The organism is Paenibacillus sp. J22P15, from assembly GCF_056269345.1.
On sequence record NZ_JBWDNT010000010.1, the window covers coordinates 45,788 to 66,987 of the forward strand.

Annotated in this window: 13 protein-coding genes and 1 pseudogene; 2 read left to right on the forward strand and 12 right to left on the reverse strand. The window is 42.9% G+C overall.

Features of this window, described 5'->3' with window-relative positions:
- Positions 1 to 24: 24 nt before the first annotated feature.
- From AC0YN6_RS19750 to AC0YN6_RS19800, 11 genes are all read right to left on the reverse strand, one after another.
- Positions 25 to 1,242, reverse strand: a complete 1,218-nt coding sequence (locus AC0YN6_RS19750; protein ID WP_475748906.1) for a cation:proton antiporter — start codon at positions 1,240 to 1,242, stop codon at positions 25 to 27.
- A 248-nt stretch (positions 1,243 to 1,490) separates the two neighbouring features.
- Positions 1,491 to 2,060, reverse strand: coding sequence for an SF0329 family protein (locus AC0YN6_RS19755; protein WP_475748907.1), 570 nt, complete (start codon positions 2,058 to 2,060; stop codon positions 1,491 to 1,493).
- 168 nt (positions 2,061 to 2,228) lie between these two features.
- Positions 2,229 to 5,087 carry a GH32 C-terminal domain-containing protein gene (locus AC0YN6_RS19760; protein ID WP_475748908.1) on the reverse strand — a complete coding sequence of 953 codons (2,859 nt, stop codon included), beginning with the start codon at positions 5,085 to 5,087 and terminating at the stop codon, positions 2,229 to 2,231.
- 52 nt (positions 5,088 to 5,139) lie between these two features.
- Positions 5,140 to 6,543: a glycoside hydrolase family 32 protein gene (locus AC0YN6_RS19765; RefSeq protein ID WP_475748909.1), complete on the reverse strand. Its 1,404-nt coding sequence runs from the start codon at positions 6,541 to 6,543 to the stop codon at positions 5,140 to 5,142.
- A gap of 390 nt (positions 6,544 to 6,933) precedes the next feature.
- Complete coding sequence (locus AC0YN6_RS19770) at positions 6,934 to 8,202, reverse strand: alpha-L-fucosidase (protein WP_475748910.1); 1,269 nt, start codon at positions 8,200 to 8,202, stop codon at positions 6,934 to 6,936.
- A 550-nt stretch (positions 8,203 to 8,752) separates the two neighbouring features.
- A complete protein-coding gene (locus tag AC0YN6_RS19775) occupies positions 8,753 to 10,438 on the reverse strand; it encodes a sensor histidine kinase (protein WP_475748911.1) in 1,686 nt (561 codons plus the stop codon).
- Positions 10,439 to 10,521: 83 nt separating this feature from the next.
- On the reverse strand, positions 10,522 to 11,403 hold the full coding sequence (locus AC0YN6_RS19780; protein ID WP_475748912.1) for a carbohydrate ABC transporter permease: 882 nt from the start codon (positions 11,401 to 11,403) through the stop codon (positions 10,522 to 10,524).
- A 16-nt stretch (positions 11,404 to 11,419) separates the two neighbouring features.
- Positions 11,420 to 12,310 carry an ABC transporter permease gene (locus AC0YN6_RS19785; protein WP_475748914.1) on the reverse strand — a complete coding sequence of 297 codons (891 nt, stop codon included), beginning with the start codon at positions 12,308 to 12,310 and terminating at the stop codon, positions 11,420 to 11,422.
- Positions 12,311 to 12,398: 88 nt separating this feature from the next.
- On the reverse strand, positions 12,399 to 14,069 hold the full coding sequence (locus tag AC0YN6_RS19790; RefSeq protein WP_475748916.1) for an extracellular solute-binding protein: 1,671 nt from the start codon (positions 14,067 to 14,069) through the stop codon (positions 12,399 to 12,401).
- Positions 14,070 to 14,166: 97 nt separating this feature from the next.
- A complete protein-coding gene (locus AC0YN6_RS19795) occupies positions 14,167 to 15,720 on the reverse strand; it encodes a response regulator transcription factor (protein WP_475748918.1) in 1,554 nt (517 codons plus the stop codon).
- A gap of 76 nt (positions 15,721 to 15,796) precedes the next feature.
- Positions 15,797 to 18,244, reverse strand: a complete 2,448-nt coding sequence (locus AC0YN6_RS19800) for a glycoside hydrolase family 38 N-terminal domain-containing protein (RefSeq protein ID WP_475748920.1) — start codon at positions 18,242 to 18,244, stop codon at positions 15,797 to 15,799.
- Positions 18,245 to 18,599: 355 nt separating this feature from the next.
- On the opposite strand from AC0YN6_RS19800, the gene AC0YN6_RS19805 reads away from it, so the two are divergent.
- Both AC0YN6_RS19805 and AC0YN6_RS19810 read left to right on the forward strand, forming a co-directional pair.
- Positions 18,600 to 20,084 (forward strand): cellulase family glycosylhydrolase, encoded by a 1,485-nt coding sequence (locus AC0YN6_RS19805; protein WP_475749027.1) that lies wholly within the window; start codon positions 18,600 to 18,602, stop codon positions 20,082 to 20,084.
- A gap of 60 nt (positions 20,085 to 20,144) precedes the next feature.
- Entirely contained in the window at positions 20,145 to 20,717 is a 573-nt protein-coding gene (locus AC0YN6_RS19810; protein WP_475748921.1) for a TetR/AcrR family transcriptional regulator, read from the forward strand.
- Between the two features lie 97 nt (positions 20,718 to 20,814).
- On the opposite strand, the pseudogene AC0YN6_RS19815 reads toward AC0YN6_RS19810, so the two are convergent.
- Positions 20,815 to 20,930 (reverse strand): annotated as a pseudogene (locus AC0YN6_RS19815) (transposase); the annotation flags it as partial.
- Positions 20,931 to 21,200: the final 270 nt, after the last annotated feature.

Below are 21,200 nucleotides of genomic sequence, written 5' to 3' on the forward strand. Positions count from 1 at the left end.
TATACATCCTCCAATCAATATATATCAATTTGCTTGTTCAGATTTTTCTTTTGGCTTGCTCCATTTAAATAGTTTGTTTAAGCCATTATAGACATGTTTCGACTCTTTCGCCAGTAACGGGCCTAGAATAGCTAATATTAACACATATAGCGCCGAAAATGGTTTAAGAATCGGTAATAGCCCTGCGGATATGCCTAAATTAGCTACAATGATCGTGAACTCTCCACGAGCCATAACCGTAAGTCCAATATTAGTTGAAGCTTTATGGGATAGCCCAGCTTTTCGACCTGCAATCATTCCCGCTATGATATTCCCCAAAATTGTTAGTACAATTGCCCCGATGGCAATCCATGCAGCATCACCAAGTGTTAATGGATCAATGCTTAGACCAAAGCTAAAGAAGAATATGGCACCGAAGAAATCCCGGAACGGAATTACAAGCTGTTCGATCCTCTTACTATGTGTTGTTTCCGATAACGCAAGTCCAAATAATAAAGCTCCGATGGCTTCTGCCACGTGCAAAGTCTCAGAAAAACCTGAGATAAAGAACAACAATGCGAATACAACGATAATAAATATCTCATTGGATGTGATATTTAACAGCTTGTTTAATAAAGGTGTTCCTTTCCTTGCGATGACGAAGAACAGCAGCATATAACCCATGGAGATAGCTACGGAGAGCAGAATTCCACCAATTGACGTTGCTCCTCCAAGCAGCAGACCTGACATCACAGAAAGGAAAACGGCAAGAAATAAATCATCAAACAAGATCATGCCCAAGATGAGCTCTGTTTCGGAGTTACCCGTCCGTCTAAAATCAACCAATACTTTCGCCACAATAGCCGTAGAGGAAACGGACAGCATCCCAGCAATAATTAACGTTTCATATAGTGGGAAACTAACTAAGAAACCATAGGCTAAACCAATTACAAAATTCAAGAGAACGTATACCGTTCCACCAAACACAATATTGCGGCCTGATTTAATTAATTTGGATACCGAAAACTCGAGTCCAATATAGAATAATAAAAAGAGAACTCCCATACGTCCTAAAAATGTGATCACTTCATTGCTTTCAATGAAGGTTAAATCAATCAAACCAACAGTCGGAGCATGTGGGCCAACTAACATCCCTAAAATTATTAAGAATGGTATGATTGAAAACTTGAACTTACCTGCTATCAGCGAAAATATCGCTATAAGTAACAATGCGGTTCCAACTTCGAAAATCATATGATCCATACAATTTTATCTCCCTCCTATGTAATATGATCGGTAGACCAACCTTTATTATAACCCTTAAAAATTGTTAAATGCACAATTTCATCTAATTATTTATCACTTTATAAAAACCTATCAAATTTTGTAATCGATTTTTATACATAATTAAAACGGGTATAGTGTCGCCGCTCACTTTTATTATTGGAAGTAAGCGGCGGCACTATACCCGTTAATTCATTTATTTGAATCTCAGTATGAGTTATTTATTTTCATAAGGTACTAAGCCGTAGTTCATAAAAAAACTGCACACTTGGATGCTTTAATTTCATCTTCTCACTCATGTTCAAAATTCGTTTTTTCCCAACTCGTCTGTCCACCAAAGCTAAAATATTCAATAAGATATCATTGCTCTCTATGCTTTCCTCTATAGAAATGGATAAAAACTTATTAGCTACAACGATAAAATTTGATTTACTTAATGAGGACTGTGCTGACATAAGCTCCTTTGCATAATCTGATATTCTTCTACCTCTTGCAATTACTTTTAGACGATCCTCCGGAACTGTCCCCTTGGTAACTTTTCTAACCGCTTCAATTTCTTCATTGGTGATAGGAATTTGGATATCTGAATCATTCTTAATTTCCAGTTCCGTCTGATACCATCTGATTAAGGTAGTTGTATCACTCATATTGAGTACGTTCTTTTTATCTACCGCAATATAACAATGTCCTGCTTTATCAGGTAAATAACGGTAGCTGGTTGCACGGTATTCGACCCTTCCATATAACGCAGGACAGAGAAAACTCTCCAGTTGTTGCTTCAATTTACTCCAGGACATGTCATCCTCCAATGTTCTATATAATAAATACCTATTGAGGCAGTCATTCCACTATCATAATACAATAACCAACACATAGATCAAACTAAATACACTGTAATAAAAAAAACCGCCCTATGTAAGGCGGTTAATTAAACCATTTAATCCTTTATTTATGAACATAATGTTTCATTGTACAGCCCAGAACTCTATTAAATGCTTGCCTTTAATTTCGGCAGGAAGCTTATCCACTTGATTGCCGTCGCATTTCATCACAAATTTTGTACCCCAACCATGGACAAAGATATCGAAATTCGCCATCCGATAACGAAGATTCTCTACTCTCAGATCACGTATAGTCTCGGGCACTGCTGGTGCAAAAGTAAGGCCTGTTTCGTCATATTCCATACCCAAGACACCCAAGTGAAAATAGGAAATAAAACCGGCGGCATGCCAGAGCTGACCCGGCCAGCGCCAAGCCTTTCCTGTCTGATAATCTATTGCTTCATAAAACGTCTTATTCATAACGCTATTGCGCGTCTGCTGCGCAATAAATGTCATGAGAAGATCCAATCTCCCTTCTCGCCCTGCGGCGGCTGCCATCCCGCTTGTCCAAACCACCCACGCCGAATTGCAGAAGTGGTTAGTTTCTTGACGATAAGGAAATACGTTGACCCCGAATTCGTTCATCGCAACCTCGGGAAGCCGATTCAGAATGCTCTGCCTCTGCTCCCGAGTGGCCACTCCGTAACGCGGCCACATAGCGATCTCTTGTCCGGCTGATTCCCAATAGCTAAGTTGATGGCTCTCGCTGCCGATCGGACCGCTTGTAAAATAGCCTGCCTCTGCCTTCCAATATTGGCTTTGAATCTGGCCAAGAATTAACTCACCTCTATCGGCCCAATCTTTAATTTGACTCTCGGGTTCCCCCATATATGCTCCCATGCGCGACATCGCACGGAAAGCTTCCAAGAAGTAAATTTCGGTCGCTAGGCTGAATCCGCCGCACTCCGGCTCTGGAAAGGCATCGTTAGAGGTCGATTGATCGGCAGGAATTAATCCTTGATCCGGGTCAAAGCTTTCTTCAAGCTTGGCAATCCTTACTTTGAGGCTGTGCCAGGTTTCTTTGATTAACGTCAAATCGCCCGTCGCCAAATAATAATCCCATATCCCGACAATGGGCATCGCTGTGCCATCAACGCCATTATCAAAGCCGCCCTTTGTCGTAAAGAGCAACGATTTTCTGGCCCCTACTGGGTCCAAGATATTCCCAGTTCGAATGGCAACATGCGCGGTATCCCTTACCCACACGCCGAAGCCATCGCCCGGGCCCTGGAATTGCCCCGCGGTCCACATGCCTTCCTCGCCTGGCCGGGCAAACTCTTTCGAACCGCATCGGTAAAAAATGTCGGAAGCCAGACGGTACGCTGCATCGATCGTCGCATGACCCGTACGAATATCCGGCAACTTCGCAATTCCATGCTGAGGTTGCCACACATTGTCGCGATCAATGACGCGCGTCATATCACTCCACTCGGTTCGGCGCCAGCTAAATTCTTCGATTGCACGGGTTGGAGAAATAATCGTATCACGATCGGGCACGTAAGCAGGTGGTTCTCCATAAATAGAGTCTTCTACTCGATGCTTAAAAATCGTGTAGCTATCCGATCGATAGACAATCGTATTGTCTTTAACCGCCTCGTTTATCAGCAGTCTTTCTTCCGAATTCGACCAAATGCTACGTAGCCCGAATACCTCCACGGAATCCGCCCGTACTTTCCCTCTATGACACAGCAATCGAATTTTCCGTTGTTCATATAAGGGTTCTACGGCAATTGACATCGCCACTTCGCCCTCGCAGGCGAAAATCTCCATGGATGCTTTATCTAGCAGCAATTGCAGCTTAATCTTTCCACTATCTTGTGTTAACGGAGCGACTACGCCTCGACATTCGATCGATTGCTGGGCCCTATCCAATACAATACTTATTCCGTAGAGTTGAACTTCAAGAAGACTATCTGCTTCTATTTCTAGCTCCAGCTGTACTTCCAGCATATCCGAGAAAATATCGTCCGGTTTTCTTTCGGCTGGCAAAATACGAATGCCCGGCCATTCATCAGGAGCGATCCTAAAACGTAAGTCCTCTTCAAAGCTTTGCCCATCATTACATGTGATTTCTGACCAGCATCTTTGCCATACGCGTAAATTTTGAAGTTCTTTGACTGGCGCAGCTTGAAGCTTGATCCCATCCTCCGTCTTTCGCAAGTTCAACTCTGTAATGAGCATTTGTTGATTGAACGGCATTTCCAGACAACTCGTTCCTTGACTAAAACCGATAAGTAAACAGCGGTTATTATCAGCCTTATAAGTCAATAATTCGGAATGAAGTCCATACCATAACCAAGCGCGTTCACTCTCGGCGATGAAACGATGACCTGACAAATGTCCAATCGAATATGTGTTATCTTCATGAACACAAAGCCATTTCGATTGATCTTTATGGCCGTCCACCGGTATCTCCAATAAGCGGGAAGCGTACTTCCTATTACGCTTCTTGTTTTGCGTTTGTAGTAGATCGTAATCCGCATCCGCTTCATTCCAGTGGATTAAATCCTTGCTGACCGCATATCCTAAAAACTTATCAGAATCACTATTTTCATAGAGGCTATGCTCATACCATAGATGCCATTGTCCATGCTCATGATAGAAGTCGATCAGCCCGTTAATCGTGCCCTTTTTCATTGAAAAATGGAACTGAGGACGATATTTCTCCCGGTACAATTCTCCTTCTCCCGCTTGATCGTTTTGAAAAACGAGGTGCTCCGCGCGGAGCACTTCGTTACTCAATTCTGTTTCCAATTCGCACCCTGTGTAATCTTTCAGATCCAGAGTAAACCAGGAATGAACTTCTTTATCCGCAAGCTTTAGTCTGAATTGCTTTATTTCAACTCCGTCACGGATCAATCTGATTAAGCTGAGCGGAGCGTCGTTGTGAATGGGAATATGGATAAAACGTTGCTTTATTGTAACTATATTCCTTGTTGCCATATCTTCCTCCCGCCTTCGATGGACGAATTTAGCATATCAAAGCAGCTGTCGACTATAGCCTTTCGGTATGGATTTCCGCCGCCTTCATCTCCCAGACTTCCATCTTGGAGACAAGCGTGTCACCGCTTGAACGAAGCTTGATGCCATCGCTGCCATCCAAGGAAGGATAGACTCTCGCCGAAAGGGCCGTTTCGTCATCGACAAACACTTCGACGATCGATTGATCCGCAAATATTCGCAGCCTTAGCGGCTCGACGTCATCAGCGGGCGGCAAATCTCCCTTAATCGGCGATTTATGTACGTTCGGGAATAAGCTCGAATTTGTACGGTCAATAATGATCGCATTCGCCGCCAAATCCAAGCACACGTCCGTATACTCAAGGCCGCACGCCGAAGCAAATATGGAAACGATCAATTTGTCCGTCCCTGCGGTCTGTCGATCGATTTCTACCAAACACTCAAATGACGTCGAATGTACGCCCGTATTCATCGGATCTTGCCCGATGCTAGCGCCTGTAAAGCTTCGGCTCTCGCCCCTCAGTATCTCTAGTTCAGGAACCGGCGTCATCGCGAGCGCGCCATTCGGCTTGAGATTGACAACACGCGGCAGCGCCAGTGCCCCCGACCATTCCAAGCTCAACGGGAAATCCTCTCCTCTTCCTTCCGGAACCCATCCGAGCAGGATACGGCGACCCTTCTCGTCAACGAAGCCTGTCGAGGCATAATAGCCTTCCCATCCGCTAAAGTCGACGGTGCCATGTCTCAGCACGTTCGTCATCCGATCCTCGCTTATTGTTCCAGAAACGTAGCGAACCGGTCCGCTCGGGGAATAGAACAGAACGGCCTTATCGCCAAAGCGGAACAGATGAGGGCACTCCCAGATCGACTCGTCTCCCTGATGGAAAATCCCCTTGAAGCTCCACTTTTCCAAATCATCGGAACGATAAATCATGCTGCAGCCTTTGTCGTCCTCTTTGCCTCCTAGCAGCATGCGCCATCCGTCATGCTCTTGCCATACATAAGGGTCTCTCCATTCCGTAATCCGAAGATCTCCATGCAGGTCCGCGGTCAATATGGGATTGATGTCCGGCTTGCGCCAGTTTCGTAAGTCTTTCCCACTGGCCGCCCACTGCTGCGCTCCATTCGTCGGGTTTCGTTCTCCTTCACCGATGCTCGTATAAAACAAAGTCACATCGTCGCCGTTTACGACTGAACAACCTGAGAAGCAATGAAGTTCTCCGAGCTCGCGCGAAGGGACGAGTGCAACCGGCAAATGCGTCCAGTTGACCAGATCGAGACTTTTGGCGTGTCCCCAGTGGATATCGCCCCATTCCGGTGCAGAAGGATTGTGTTGGTAAAACAAATGATATTCGCCGCCCGATTGGAAAGGGCCGTTGGGGTCGTTCATCCAATTGCGTGGCGGTGTAAAGTGATACCTCGGTCTGTAACGGTCCAACTTCTTCACTCCTTTGTTTTCCGTTCCGCAGCCGTCAAGAAATCCCTTCTCCCTTGATCGAACTTCGCATGCATGATATGAAAGCGTATTCATATAATGCAGTGACAACCTATTAATGATAACGAAGACAAAACTAAAGCAAGTTCATAATAACTCAGCTAAAAATTACCCAGAAGATAAAGCGTAAAAGTCCGTTTCGCTATAAAAATCAATAAGGCAAATACATCCAAATAATACTACATTATTCATTAGGATACCAACAAAAAATATCGTCCACTTAGATGGACACATTATAAAATTGAAATGGGAGAATCCCTAATGAAAACAGACAATTCACCGAGTAGGATTGCCTGTTTTCATACCTTTTCTATCTCCCCGCCTTATGAACAGCTATCCATTTTCTTTCTCCCCTACATAATAAAATGACAGCTCCCTAATAGAAGGCTCACCTTGCGCATTTGTCACTATTAGAGAAACACCACGAACTTTAACCGGCGGAATACGTACAATGGCCTTATGGCCGATGTTCTGTCCCTCGTAAACCGTTAGGATTCGATGCGATTTTTCTGTCATGATATTGATTTGAAAATTCAGAATATGTTCTCCCTGCGATAAATCCTCTTGAATAACAATATGATCAAGCAGATGTGGATGAGCTGGCTCATAAATCCATTCATTCTCTTTCTGAATACATTGCTCCAAGGTCGCGATCGGGTTGTCAAATCTTCTTCGTATTTCTGCGCCCATTGCATTCAAGCGGCTTACGTCTATCGAAGGCAGCAAGCCTTGCCTGTCGGGACCGATATTCAGCAGCAAATTCGCACCGCGCCCTACGGAATAATAATACAAGCCCATAAGCTGATCCACACTTTTGACCGTATGCTCATCGCTATCGCTATAAAACCAATTTGCTCGCATCTGCACATCACATTCCGCAGGCAGCCATAGCTTATCCGGCAATGATTCCTTCTCCTCGGTCATGATCGAAAACTCAAGCGAATCCACAACATTCCAGCAAGGAATCGGCGCAATGCCATCCTCATTCCCCACCCAACGGAAATTAGGGTCTCCCATATTAAAAATTAAGATATTCGGTTGAAGGCGGCGAATCTCCCCAATGATCCGTTTCCAATCATATTCATGATCTTCCGAGCCACAGCCGTCAAACCACAAAATATCAATCTCTCCGTATTGACCAAGCAGCTCTGTAATTTGATTGACGAAATAATCATCGTAGGCCTTTGCATCCTGGTTATAGAAATCCGCAGATCCGTCAAAAGGAGAATAATATAAACCAGGCTTCACATCATATTTTCGACAAGCATCAACAAACTCTCGGACAACGTCCCCCTCCCCATCCTTCCAAGGGGATTGTTTGGTAGAGAACGAGCTATACTGCGACGGCCAATTAGAAAACCCATCATGATGCTTAGCTGTAAGTACAGCATAATTCATTCCAGCTTCCTTCGCCGTACGTATCCATTGCTCACAATCCAATTGCTGCGGATTAAACAAAGCAGGGGACATCTCTCTTGGATCAAAGTCTACGTACCCTTCATAAAACGTTCTTAGACCAAAATGCACAAATAATCCGTACTCCCAGGATTGATACTCAAGCTGTTTCGGGGTTGGTTTAATATTAGAATTTGCTGTCATCATAAGCACCTCTTCTTTAGGAATGGAGTATTTTTATTTGCACTAGAAAATAACCTACGAACTCAATTCGAATACATAGCCCTTATTCAAAACCAATTCTTCAATGACATTGCGAGCAGCTTATATGTTGATTTTCCTTATTTTCTATGCCGAGCATGCCAAACTGATTTTTAACCCCCTCTTCCCGTAATAAGTCCTGAGTCCGTTTTTTCATCAATTGATCCTTTTTAGCGGGAATTCCGAAATGCAGCTGCCTATTAAGCATGTGATTATGTATGATTTCATTTTTTAATATTCACTAAAGCTTAGCCAAATCCTCTTCTTCTGCCATAAAAAAACACCCTATCTAAGAGCCATGAAATGGCGTGAATATGGTGCATGTAATCGAAATTTTCAAGCAGCTCAAGCGTCCTTATATTCTGCAAAGCTTCATGCAGCCCTCATCCGTTGTATCGAAAGGTTGAATGGGCCCTATAGAAAATTGTGAGTACCGGCAATTTTATCCCCATTGCAAAACCACAATTCGCCAACTATATTACAATTCTTTACCGCCCTACTTGGATACTCTTAATCTAACTCGTGTCCCAACACCAAGCTCACTTTCGATTGTAATCCCATATCCGCTACCATATTTAACTCTAATTCGCTCATTCACATTGTTAAGTCCATAGCCCTTAGACTGTTTAACAAGTACCTCATCTATCAATTTCATATCCATCCCGGGGCCATTGTCTTGTATGGTAAACAGAATGGCATCAGCATCTAACTTTCCGCTAACCTCCAATATACCCCTGCCTGTTCGTTTCAGATCAATTCCGTGTTCAATCGCATTCTCTACGATCGGCTGTAGAAGCAGCTTGATCATTTGACAATCCAATATCTCGTCATCAAAGTCATAGTTCACATCAAAATTGTAGTCATGCATAATCAATTGCATCTCAAGATACGACTTCATATTCAATAGTTCGTCTCTAACAAACAGAATGTCGTTGCCCATATTTAGCGTCGTTCGATAGAAAGTGGACAATATTCCTGCAACATTGCTAATATCCTCGGCACCGACTTCTATCGCTTTCCAGTTAATAATGGACAGAGAGTTATATAAAAAATGAGGATTAATTTGCGATTGAAGAGCTCTTAACTCAGCTTCCCTCTGAACGATTTTGCTTTTGTAGCCCTCCTCGATCAACTGATTGATGCTCGCCAACATCTTTCCGAATCTAAGCTCCAGCTCACCAATTTCGTCCCTGGAATGCACTTTCATATTAATCGTAAATGTTCCTTCCTCAACCAATCTCATCTTATTATTCAATCGCTGAATCCTTCTCACGAACACTTGAGAGAACATCCAAATAATGAATAATAGAATAACTAAACTTACTCCTTCGATAATGATTGTGGCGCGTATAATATTCCAAGGTTTTATCGTTAAGGCATCTGGAGATGCGATAAGGGAGATGGTCCAACCAGATTCCCTCATCAACCTCTTGTGCCATACATATTCGGAGTTGGTCACATTCGGATCTTGTTTGGACTGCTGAGTCAATTGACTAACTACTGTCTGTTGAATAGAAGATTGATTACTTGAATACACAATATTCATCTGCGAATCTGTTATTACAATCGTTGCTTCCTTCATATCTAATTCATAAAGAGAATCGAAGAACAACTCAGGGATTAGCTCCATATGAATCAGGTTGTTCTTTTCGTAATTAATATCTCCAAAAATTCTTTTTACTCCGAATATTTTTCCTTCTTGGGCGTACCAATGCGTATCTGTCGAATTTAAAACTTCTTTGTACCAAACCTCATTTTCTACAGTCGATATCGGCATAATCGAATTCATTCGTTCGGTAAGATTATTTCCTGTGTAGATCGTGATCCGCTGAATCTCTCTGTTCAAAAAGAGAGTTGTATTGAGCAAAGGATCAACAATTTCTTGCAAATCAATATACATTGCATAATAGTCATTGTATTCCTCGTTAAAAATATGCGCAAAGTTTGGGTTATAGCTTATCAAATCAATAGCCGCATTAAATCGTTGCAGCTTGTAATTTAGATTATCTTCCATCTTCTTCAAACTATCCTGCAAGACGATATTAGCTTGTTGAATTTGTACTTGCTTGGATTGTTGATAAGAATAAACACCTAGAATTGTAAGCGGAATCATGATAACGAATAAATATGAAATGAACAATTTATGTTTCATCTTCAGGTCATTGATAAAGTCTAATTTCACTGTCAGCTCCAGCCCTCTTTCCTTCCATATAGATTTATTATATCCGTACAAATCTATATGGACAGGAACAATTTCTTAGGACACTACTCTTTAACCGCACCAAGCACAATTCCGCTCACGAAATATTTTTGTAAGAAAGGGTAGATAAGCATGATCGGAATCATCGATACCATAACCTTCGCCGCATTGAGTAGTTGGCTCGACATATTGGATAATCTCTTTACTTCTTCAGGGTCGGTGGTATTCATAATAGAATCTAAGCTAATAATTAACTGTTGAATGTAAGTTTGTAATGGCCAGTTTTCCTTATGGTTCATCAAGATCATTCCGTCAAAGAAGGCATTCCAATGTCCCACAATTGAAAATAAAGTGACCGTTGCCAAAGAAGGTAGTGAGATTGGGATATAGATCATTATCAATGTCCTCCAAGAACCAGCCCCATCTATATTGGCAGAGTCTTCAAGTTCTTTAGGAATTCCCTTGAAGAAATTCATTAATAGAATGACGTTAAAGATTGGAACAGCCGTAGGCAAAACCAGTGCCCATATCGAATCCAGAAGTCCGTATGTGTAAATCGTCATATACCAGGGAACTAGCCCTCCGCTGAAAAGCATGCAGAAGATAATAAACCACATATAGATATTACGACCCGGAAAAAATTTCGCGGATTTTGATAATGGAAACGCCATTAATATAGTGATTACAAAATTGATTGCTCCGCCTAGAAGTACCCTTTGTACGGAAACACCGAATGAAACGAAAAAGCTTCGATCGTTAATCACTGATTTGTAAGCACTCAAATTAAAGTCAACAGGCCAGAAAAACACTTCTCCGGACATCGCCGCTACTTTGCCACTAAAAGAAATAGCCAGCGTGTTCAGTATGGGAGCCATAGCTAAAAGGGCGATAAAGGTGAGGACCATATAGATCAACAAGTCCACAACGCGATTATTCCCACGAACCATATTTAATTCACCTCTGTTAGAAAATACGATAGTTGGCAAACCGGGCAGCTAATCCGTAGGAAATGGCTATAAGAATAAAGCTAACGATAGATTTAAGCAGGCCGACTGCCGTTGCTAAACCATATTGGATCTCAAGCAATCCTGCACGGTAGACATAAGTATCTATGATATCACCAGATTCATAGACGATTGGATTGTAAAGGTTTAAAATTTGCTCAAACCCAGCATTCAGTACATTACCCAAACCTAAAGTGGCTAGCAGTATAACTGTCGTTAATACTCCGGGAATCGTAATATTGAGCAGCCTTTGAAACCGATTTGCTCCATCGATCGCAGCAGCTTCGTATAGACTCATATTGATAGAAGTAAGTGCTGCGATATAAATAATCGTACTAAAGCCGAATTCCTTCCATACATCACTCGTTACAATAACAAATCGAAACCAGCTATTGCTTTGTAAAAATAAAATAGGGTCCCCACCGAACCACTTGATGACTTGGTTAACGATCCCATCCAAACTTAAGAGGTTTATCAGAACACCCGAAAGGATAACCCAAGACATAAAGTGCGGTAAATAAACAATGGTTTGGATCACTCGCTTGAATTTAACATGGAACACCTCATGAAGCAGCAAGGCAAATACAAAGGGAACAATCAAGCCTGCAACAATCTTCATTACTGCGATTGTAAGCGTATTAATTAAGATTAGCTTGCTATCTGGTAAACTAAGCATATATTCGAAGTTTTCCCATCCAACCCACTCTGAATGGAATATTCCGAGCGTTGGCTGAAAATCTTGAAAGGCAATGACTACTCCGAACATTGGAATGACACTAAATGCAATAAGCAAGAGAATTCCAGGTAACAGCATGATGTGGTAGTTCAAAATAGATGATCGATTTTTCATTATTTCCCCACCTAACGAGGCTTTAGTAATTGGGATATTCTTGCCTCGCAAGAATACCCCAAACCTTGATGATTACATTTGTAATGAATTACTGAGTACTAACGGCGTCAGCGATTTCATTGGTGACTGCATCCCCGCCGATACTCTTCCATGTGGCAACAAATTTATCGAATTCTTCAATCGGTGCGGCTCCTGTAATGATCTTCAAGAAAGTTTCATTTTCAAGCTTCTCCAAGTTAGCACCCTTCTTGAGCATAGTCTCGGTCTTGCCATAGAAGACAGGCTCAATTTTGTTAATCTCTTTAGCGCCTGTAACGGAAGCTGCAGTATAGAAGGCAAGCGAATCCGCATAGGCAGGCATATCTTGTTTTGGATTTTCACTATTTTTCAATACGGCGACAACCCTCGGCAAAATCCTGCTAGGAAGATCGCTTATATTTTTGTCTTGAATGGCTTTTTCATAAACCGGAACATCACGGGCAAGCGCATCTTGGTAATCAAGTTGCAGATTAAGCGGATAGTTCAACCAACCTACACCTAGATCCTTGTACAGCTCCCGTGTAACCGGATCAAGAAGACGAATCCCCTCGTACTCAACGCTTAATATTTTCAATACGGCTTCTGGATTTTTAGCCTTCTTATTCACGACTAAGAATGTACCAGAAGGAGGTGATGGCACAACATTTCTCTTTCCTTCACCATCTAATGGCACGGCTAGAGGAATCCAATCCGCATCAGGATTAGCCTTAACAGCATCAGACAATGCCCAACCACCAAACCAAGGAGCGAATAAAATTCCCGCTCTGCCGCTGGACACTAGTCCTGCATTGTCCTCATATTTTCTAGTCAGAAATTCTTTATCTATTAAACCATCAGCATACATATCCCTTAATACGGTCAAAGCCTGCTTCGTCTCGGGAGTCGTGGAACCATAGATAATGTTACCATCGTTATCCTTAAACCAGCTCTTCGGATATGAATGATTAACATTGAATATTGGATCGAAAGTGAAGAATCCTCCGTCCGTCACAAGCGCTTTGTCCCCAAGCAATCCTACTGTATCTGCCTTACTATTCCCATCAGGATCATTTTCTTTAAATGCTTTAATAATGGCTGTCACTTCGTCCATTGTTTTAGGAAGCTCCAGATTAAGCTTTTCCATCCAATCTTTACGAATCCACAACAGTTGGTAGCTGCCATCAATATTCGTATTCGGGAGGCCTAATAACTTGCCGTCAATTCTTCCTGTATTCAACACCCTGTCTCCCGAATAGGAGCTGTAATAATCTTTAATCAGTGGGGATGCATATTGTTCATAAACATCTGACAAATCTGCAAGCATATTCGCTTTAGCCATTCTTTTGAATTGTTGTTCATCAACGACCAATACATCCGGAATACTATTGCTTGCAATCGCCAACGTGACCTTCTGGTTATAAGCATCCAAATCTTCTACCGAGAAATCGTATTTCACCTTCACATTCAAACGATCCTCAACATACTTCAAATAATCGTTGCTTTCAAGCGTATCGCCAGGAGGTAAGTTATTTCCTGCAACCCCTTGTCTGCCGAGAGTGATCGTAACGGTATCATCATACCTCGAGAAAGCGTTTTCTTCTTTCGCCACAGCGTTAGACTCTGTTGGTTGTGGGGAATTGCTTGATTCTACCTTCGGACTCGAAGTATTGGTGTTGCCGCAGGCAGCTAGTCCAAAACATGCAACCGCACACAATAATGCAAGTAGTCTCTTTGTTTTCATGACCATCCTCCGTTAATTAGGTATTTCTTACATTTCAATCATAGCAGGCTTCCATAATCACCTGATATATCACAAATTTATGATATAAATAGATTTTTTACGAAGATGCTTCCCTAAATTTGGCCGGTGTCACCCCATAATAACGACGAAAGGTTTGAATAAAGTAGGTTGAGCTTCTATATCCCAGCTGCTTATACATATCAACAATCTTCATATTCGTATCCGTCAACAGTTCAGCGGCTTTTTCCATACGGATCTGTGTAATATATCGGATGAGACTTTGACCCGTTTCTTTCTTGAATAAATAGCTTAAATAGCTGGGTGTCAAATACACTTTCTCAGAGATACTCTCCAACGAGAGATCTTGACTATATTCCTCCTCAATCAATTCCTTAATCGTCCGGATAAGTTTAAGATTAGAATTATCCTTCTCCTTTGATCCTTCACTATTATCGATTAGAGAGAAAATGGAATACATAAGCCCCTTCAAGTCATGTAGAGATACCGTTCTTGAAATTTTGTCCAAATAATCATTAATCTCTGAAAATTCATGCCTGTTCTCCCTCGTCACCACTTTTTTCATAATTTCCGAGCATATGAATTTAGTATAGAGAGAAGAGAATTGCCCTTTACTTTTCAAAAAGGAGAAGAGCAGCTCGATGCTGTATTGAGCTCCCTGAATATCGTGATACTCCAGACATTGGTATACCTTCTCTAATATCGGATTCAGCTCAATTTCATCGAAATTTGCTTGTGAAAATTGTTCATCAGTAAATAAGATCGCTTGATCTTCCACAAAAAACTTATAATCCAAAACTTTCTCCATCTCGTTATAAATGCTATAAATATGTTCCAATTGGTCTACCGAGTTCCCTATTACAAGACCCACTTTCATCTTTAAGCTTTCAGCAGTTCGACGAATAACCTCTTCTCCAAGCGTTTGAAGAGCCTCTTTATGGATGGGCTCATGATGCTTAACGAATAGCACACTTTGATGCTCATTTAAGTTTACATAATCGAGATCATAGCTCATTTGCTCCGTTAATAACCTAATAAATGCATCATTGTGGATATCGAAAAACTTCCTAGAGCAATCCACAAGAATCAAATGGAACCATTGCTCGTTATTTGCGTATTCCAGCAACTCCGGAGATGTCGTGAGATTCCCGTGATGCTCCACCCCATTTAATGCATCTAACAGCATTTTCTCTTTCTCATACGCAATACTCCGGTTATACCCCTTCAACAATTGATCATTTCGTTTTTTCTCTGCTGCTTTTTCCTCACAGGCCGTTATTGCTTGTTTCACGACACCAAGAAACTCTGTGATTTGTATCGGTTTGAGTAAATAGTTGGAAATATCAGTTCGTATTGCTCTTCTCGCATATTCGAACTCATTGAAGGCACTATAAATGATGATCTCAATACCTAGACCCATCTCACTGACTTTTTCCGACAGATCCAGTCCATCCATAAAGGGCATCTTGATATCGGTAATCAGAATATCGATATGCTGCTCCTTAATGATCTCCAGCGCAACCTCACCGTTCTCTGCTAAGATCGTCTCAAGACCCAGCTTGTGGCCTTGAATTAATCGCTTGATTCCTTCCCTTTCAATTCGTTCGTCATCGACGATCAGAATACGATACATGCCTCAATCCTCCTCGGAACAGAAAAAAAGAAGTGCTTCTCTATGAAAGATGCAGCCCTTCTTTTGTCCCCCGAATTTATGATGTTCTAAACGAAACCGCGCCTACATTGACGCTATGGCAAGCCTGATTGGCTTTCTCTACCGTATCCATTATACTTCCCCATTGTAGAATATAACGGAACTCATAGAATCCTCCTAGCGTTGCCTTGAAATTCGTCTCCCAATAGTTGGTCAGTACCCATGCGTACAACGACTTATTTCCGTCATCCTTCTGTTGTCCATGAACAAGTCTTGGACCGTATTCCAAAGGTCCGGTTTGCATCAAAGGCGTATCCGGAGTCGCGATCGCTAGTCCCCCTTGAGGAGATATAAAGGCAAGTCCTTCCTGGATACAATAGAAATCCGTAAGTGTACCCGGTATTTGATCTGTACCTGGTCTTATGGACGCTCCTGCCTTCTCGAACCACAACTCACCGTTGTCTGCTTTATTAAACGGAAGTGAGACGTAGACATTCTCGGGATCCCATACGCTATCCTTGTGTATACGAACAGATACATCAACCCTCTGCTGTTCCTTGTATACTTTGATAAATAACGAATAATGGCTCATCCCTTGTACCTTATATTGTAATTCAACAATACCATAAATCGGACCGTTCGTTATTTCCTTTACCCCAGTAAGAATGCCGGAATAACGCTGAACATTCATTCCTTTGCGATTCCTGCCCATTATTCTTCTTACGTTCATTTGATCATTACGTTCTCCATGAGTCACTTCATATACTGGGGTGAATGCCCGATGAGCCTGATCAAGATCGATCAATTCCTTGCCCGTCTGCTTATCAATCCAGGAGTTGACTCCCTCCCCTGTATTCCAAGAGATGCGAGCATAGCGAGACTCTATGGAATTCTCAGTAATCATAAGCTGCGGTGCTTCTTCCTGAGTTAAGCGTATCAAATTCTGAAGATCATGGATACGATCCGCACCTTGGAGTCTTGTACTGCTGGTTGTAACGGAAGATTGTTTCGAAGCTTCGCGAATGAAAAATCTTCTCTCTTCCTTGGCATCCAACTTAATCATGATAGCGATTTGGTACCCTCTGCTCACTTTTTCCTGTTGATGGACAATGACTTCTCCCGTCTGTTCATCAACAACTTCAAAGCCTTTCCTGAAATAGTCCGCTTCCCATTGCTCTTCCAGGTAGAAATGCGCCAAATCCTCCACAGGATAATCAAAGGAATTGATCACTTTGTACGTGAATGCCCTGTTCGCCCTTAACAATACATCTCCCCGCACCTTAAGAACCTCATCTAATGAGGTATTCACCAGTCTGCTTGCATTAGCTGCATAAGCTTCTTTTCGTACAGCAAGCTCCTGCACCATCATCTGCCATGGCTCCGATATAGAAGAATGATATCCCCAAGTATGCTCCGCATACATAATTAAATTCTGTTCAGCTTGGGCAATATCACGCGAATCGACAACCTTACAATCTGAATCCAATCTCTTAACGACATCTAATGTACGTTGTGCATTTCTGTAAATTTGCGTGTGCATCGCTGTGGATGCAACGCCATCCGACCACCAATCCGGCCAGTCTCCACGATATACAGGAATTTCAACATCTTGCTGCCTCAATAAATCAAAGTAGTGATTGAGTGTCGTCATTTCGATCTCGACTCTATCTCCGTGTTTCTGATTCCATTCGTTGATAAAGCTCGCAACTCTGCCATTCGGTGCCGCGTTGTCCCGGAGCAGTCCCATAACATTAACCAAAATAAAATCGTATGGATAATCTTCCCTCTCTAATTGCTCTAGGTACCGGGAAATTCTAGTTTCTGCATGTGTCCAGTGATCCTCAGCAATGCCCCATACAAAATTTTCGTCTCTTATCGTATAGGAAAGCGTACCATCCGGATTGATTCCAAGATCATTCCCCATCATGTAATGCTCTCCGCTCCATACTAATAAGCGATCTCCTTTAGGAGTTTCCCAGTAGAACGGAAATTGCTTGCGGCCTATTGCGAACATCCCATGGTGGGTGTGGATACACGATAGCAAATTTTCAATTCCTGCGTCCGCCATTGCCTGGGAGTACCCCCAGCTGTACCCATTAATGTCTGCGGTCATTGCCGATTTCACTTGAAGTCCCAGTGGCTCGGCAAACTTCCCTGCCCGTGAGAGCATATTACTTAATAGTTCGAAATTGATCAATTCCGTCATATTCAAGTAGGTGCCCGACAATTCGATATCGCCTCGCTGCAGAGCGGCTACGAATTGATCCTTCTCCCCTTCCGTTGCTTCTTCTAGAAACTTCTCAACAGCCCAGAAGGTTTCGCAGGTCCACTTAAAGCCTTTCCATTCCTGACGATCCTCCGTGTGAGAAGCTTTGCATATTTCGAGCACTTGCCGAATGAAGTCTACATGATATTGCTCGATTTTCTCTTGTCTCTCTGTATAACCGATATCCGTATGAGAATGATGGATCACGTAGATTTTCCACTTTTTTTTCTTCATATTCATTTCTCATCGTTCTCCTAACTATAATAGATTCACTTTCTATCGTTTGTCTCTTATTATATCTGGGCATAGGATTCGAAATATATATCACTTTTTTTTGAAACATATAAGTTTTTCGGTCCTTTATGATGTTTATGAATTGGCGTTCCAGAACCATTAAATAGTACAAGGTGACAACCCGTTCTCAACATTACTTGCTGGTACAGGAGAACGTTTTGAATCCAAGCATCGGTTTAAGCCGAGTCATAACTAATGACCTTTCGTTCAATTTTAGATTGACATCCCCAATATCCACCATTTATGATTAAACTGACTAGTCAGTACAAATTTAAAGAGTGGAGGAATTCATATGAACAGCATGACAACGAAAGGCTCTCGTTTCATTGATGCTCAAGGACGCCAAGTCATTCTTCACGGCATAAGCATGGTTTGTAAGGACAAAGAAAAAGGATATATCGATGAATGGACACAGACGGATTTTCGAAAATTAAAGCAATGGGGATTCAACGTCATCCGGCTGGGAATTATCTGGGACGGAATCGAACCGTCGCCAGGACAATTCAACGGCCAATATGTAGATAACGTCCGGGAGATGATCCGGTTGGCCGATCAATTCGGCCTGTACGTCATTCTCGATATGCACCAAGATTTGTATAGCTCGCTATACGCGGACGGCGCCCCTGCCTGGGCCACGTTGACCGACAACCACGAGTATGTCCGAACAGATCTCTGGAGCGATGCTTATCTGTTTGACCGGGCAGTACAAACCGCATTCGACCACTTCTGGAACAACACCCCTGCTTCCGATGGCGTCGGCTTACAGGACCATTACGTATCAGCTTGGCGTTTCGTCGTCGAAAGGCTTCGCGACGAGCCTAATCTGATCGGATACGATATGATGAACGAACCCTTCATCGGCTCCAAAGTCGGGGAAATGGTTCAAGGCATGTTTGCCGCATACGGAGAACAGGCAGCAGAACTAACGGGTCAACTCCCCCCTAACATGGAAGAGCTGCTGAACGTATGGCTCGATCCAGAGAAGAAGTTGCAGGCACTAAGTTTACTGGATTCCATCGACGTTTATCGTCAAGTCATGCATGCGACGGCACCAGTGCAGGTCGCTTTCGAACGGGATGTGCTCTCTCCCTTTTTCCAGAAGACGGGTCAAGCCATTCGCGATGCCGATCCTGACCGAATTCTGTTTCTTGAAACGAATTACTTTTCAAATCTGGGAGTGACCAGTTCGATCCAACCGGTTGTGGGGTCAAACGGCCAACCAGATGATCAGCAGGCGTATGCGCCGCATGGCTACGATTTGGTTACAGATTCCGATTACGTGCACGTCGCCAATAGCGGTCGCGTCGACTTTATTTTCGACAATCACTCGCAAACCCAGAACAGGCTAAACATGCCGATGGTCATCGGGGAATGGGGAGCTTACGGCGAATCCCATCTGGCGGAACAAGCGTGTCTTGACGTTCAGAAAAACTTTGAACGATTGTTATGCGGTGATATTTACTGGTGTTATTTGTACCCCGAGATGGATCAATACAGCTCCTTTAACGGAGTGTGCCGAGGCTTTCCTTCAGCGGTCGCCGGGAAAATCCTGAGCTACTCCTACGATCGCGGTCACAACCGTTTCGAGATGGAGTGGGATGAGGATGCCGGCGTCGACGTACCGACGAGAATATATTTCCCGGATATCAAAGCCATGCAGTCCGCAGACTTGACGCTAACCTCCGCTGAGAGTGGATATGAATGGTCTGGCTTAGAAGGCACGACAGCGGGTTTTCTTTGCTTGCAGCCATCAGGCGGTGGAAGAAGGACACTGAGAATCGTTTAATCCCCCGGCATATGGTATACTCTAGGGAAAATCGATTCGTTGGAAGGGACCGATAGTACGGTGAGCAGAAATAAAATTATCGATGCCGCAATCAAACTTTTTTCTGAATTCGGTTATCACAAGACGAGCATGGACGACATCGCCAAAGAAGCCAACGTAGCTAAGGGTACGCTTTACTATCATTTCTCGGGCAAAGGGGAACTGTTCGAGCGGATCGTGACGGACGGACTTCAAATGCTGATGGAGAAAATCGAGGACGTGCTGCAGGAAAACGAGACCGCCGATATACAAATCCGGAAAATTGTTAGCAAGCATATCGAGTTATTCTTGCAATACGGAGAGCTTATTCATATTATCTCTAACGAGATAACGAACGGAATCGAGCCGGATATATTGGAGCGGATCGGTGTAATCAAGCAGAATTACATCGATTTCTTGTCCGAAGTCCTCCGCCAGGGACATAATGACGGGGAATTAAACGAGCTGAACTTCGAGCTCGCAGCTGCCTGCTTACTCGGCATGTTAGAAAGTGCGAGCATCTATGCCGTCAAGCATCGGGAAGCTGTCACAAGCGAGCAGTTGCATGAGACGATCAATGCTTTCGTTCTTCCGGCGCTATTGAGAAAATATTAATCTTCGCTTCGTTATATAGAAGACTTCCTTTTCAAAGGTTAAGTTACATTCATGACCCCCCCTGAAATATACACTTGAGGGTTGCGGCCCGTTGCCGCAACCCTCGCAAACGGCAATAGCGAAACCATGGTGCTGTTTAGCATCCGCGAAGCTTACCTCAATTGTTTCTTTTCGTTTATGGTAAAGTTGCTTACCGGACTTCCTTAAGCGGTTCAACCTCTTGTAGCCTGCTACCAGCGAATACAAACATAACAGCAGTTGATTCATTCATGATCATTTTCCTGTTTCTTAATTTGTTCAATATTACCATGGCTATATTCTTTTATAAACTGCCCATCTTTTGTTTTATAAACGACGCAGGTACCATTCGCCTTAGCATCTAACTTGGCGCAATCTCCCGTTAACTTTATCAGCTTTTGTAGAATCTATTTCTTGTAATCTGTAAAGGTTTTCGACATCAAATGCATTGAAGCGCTATCATCT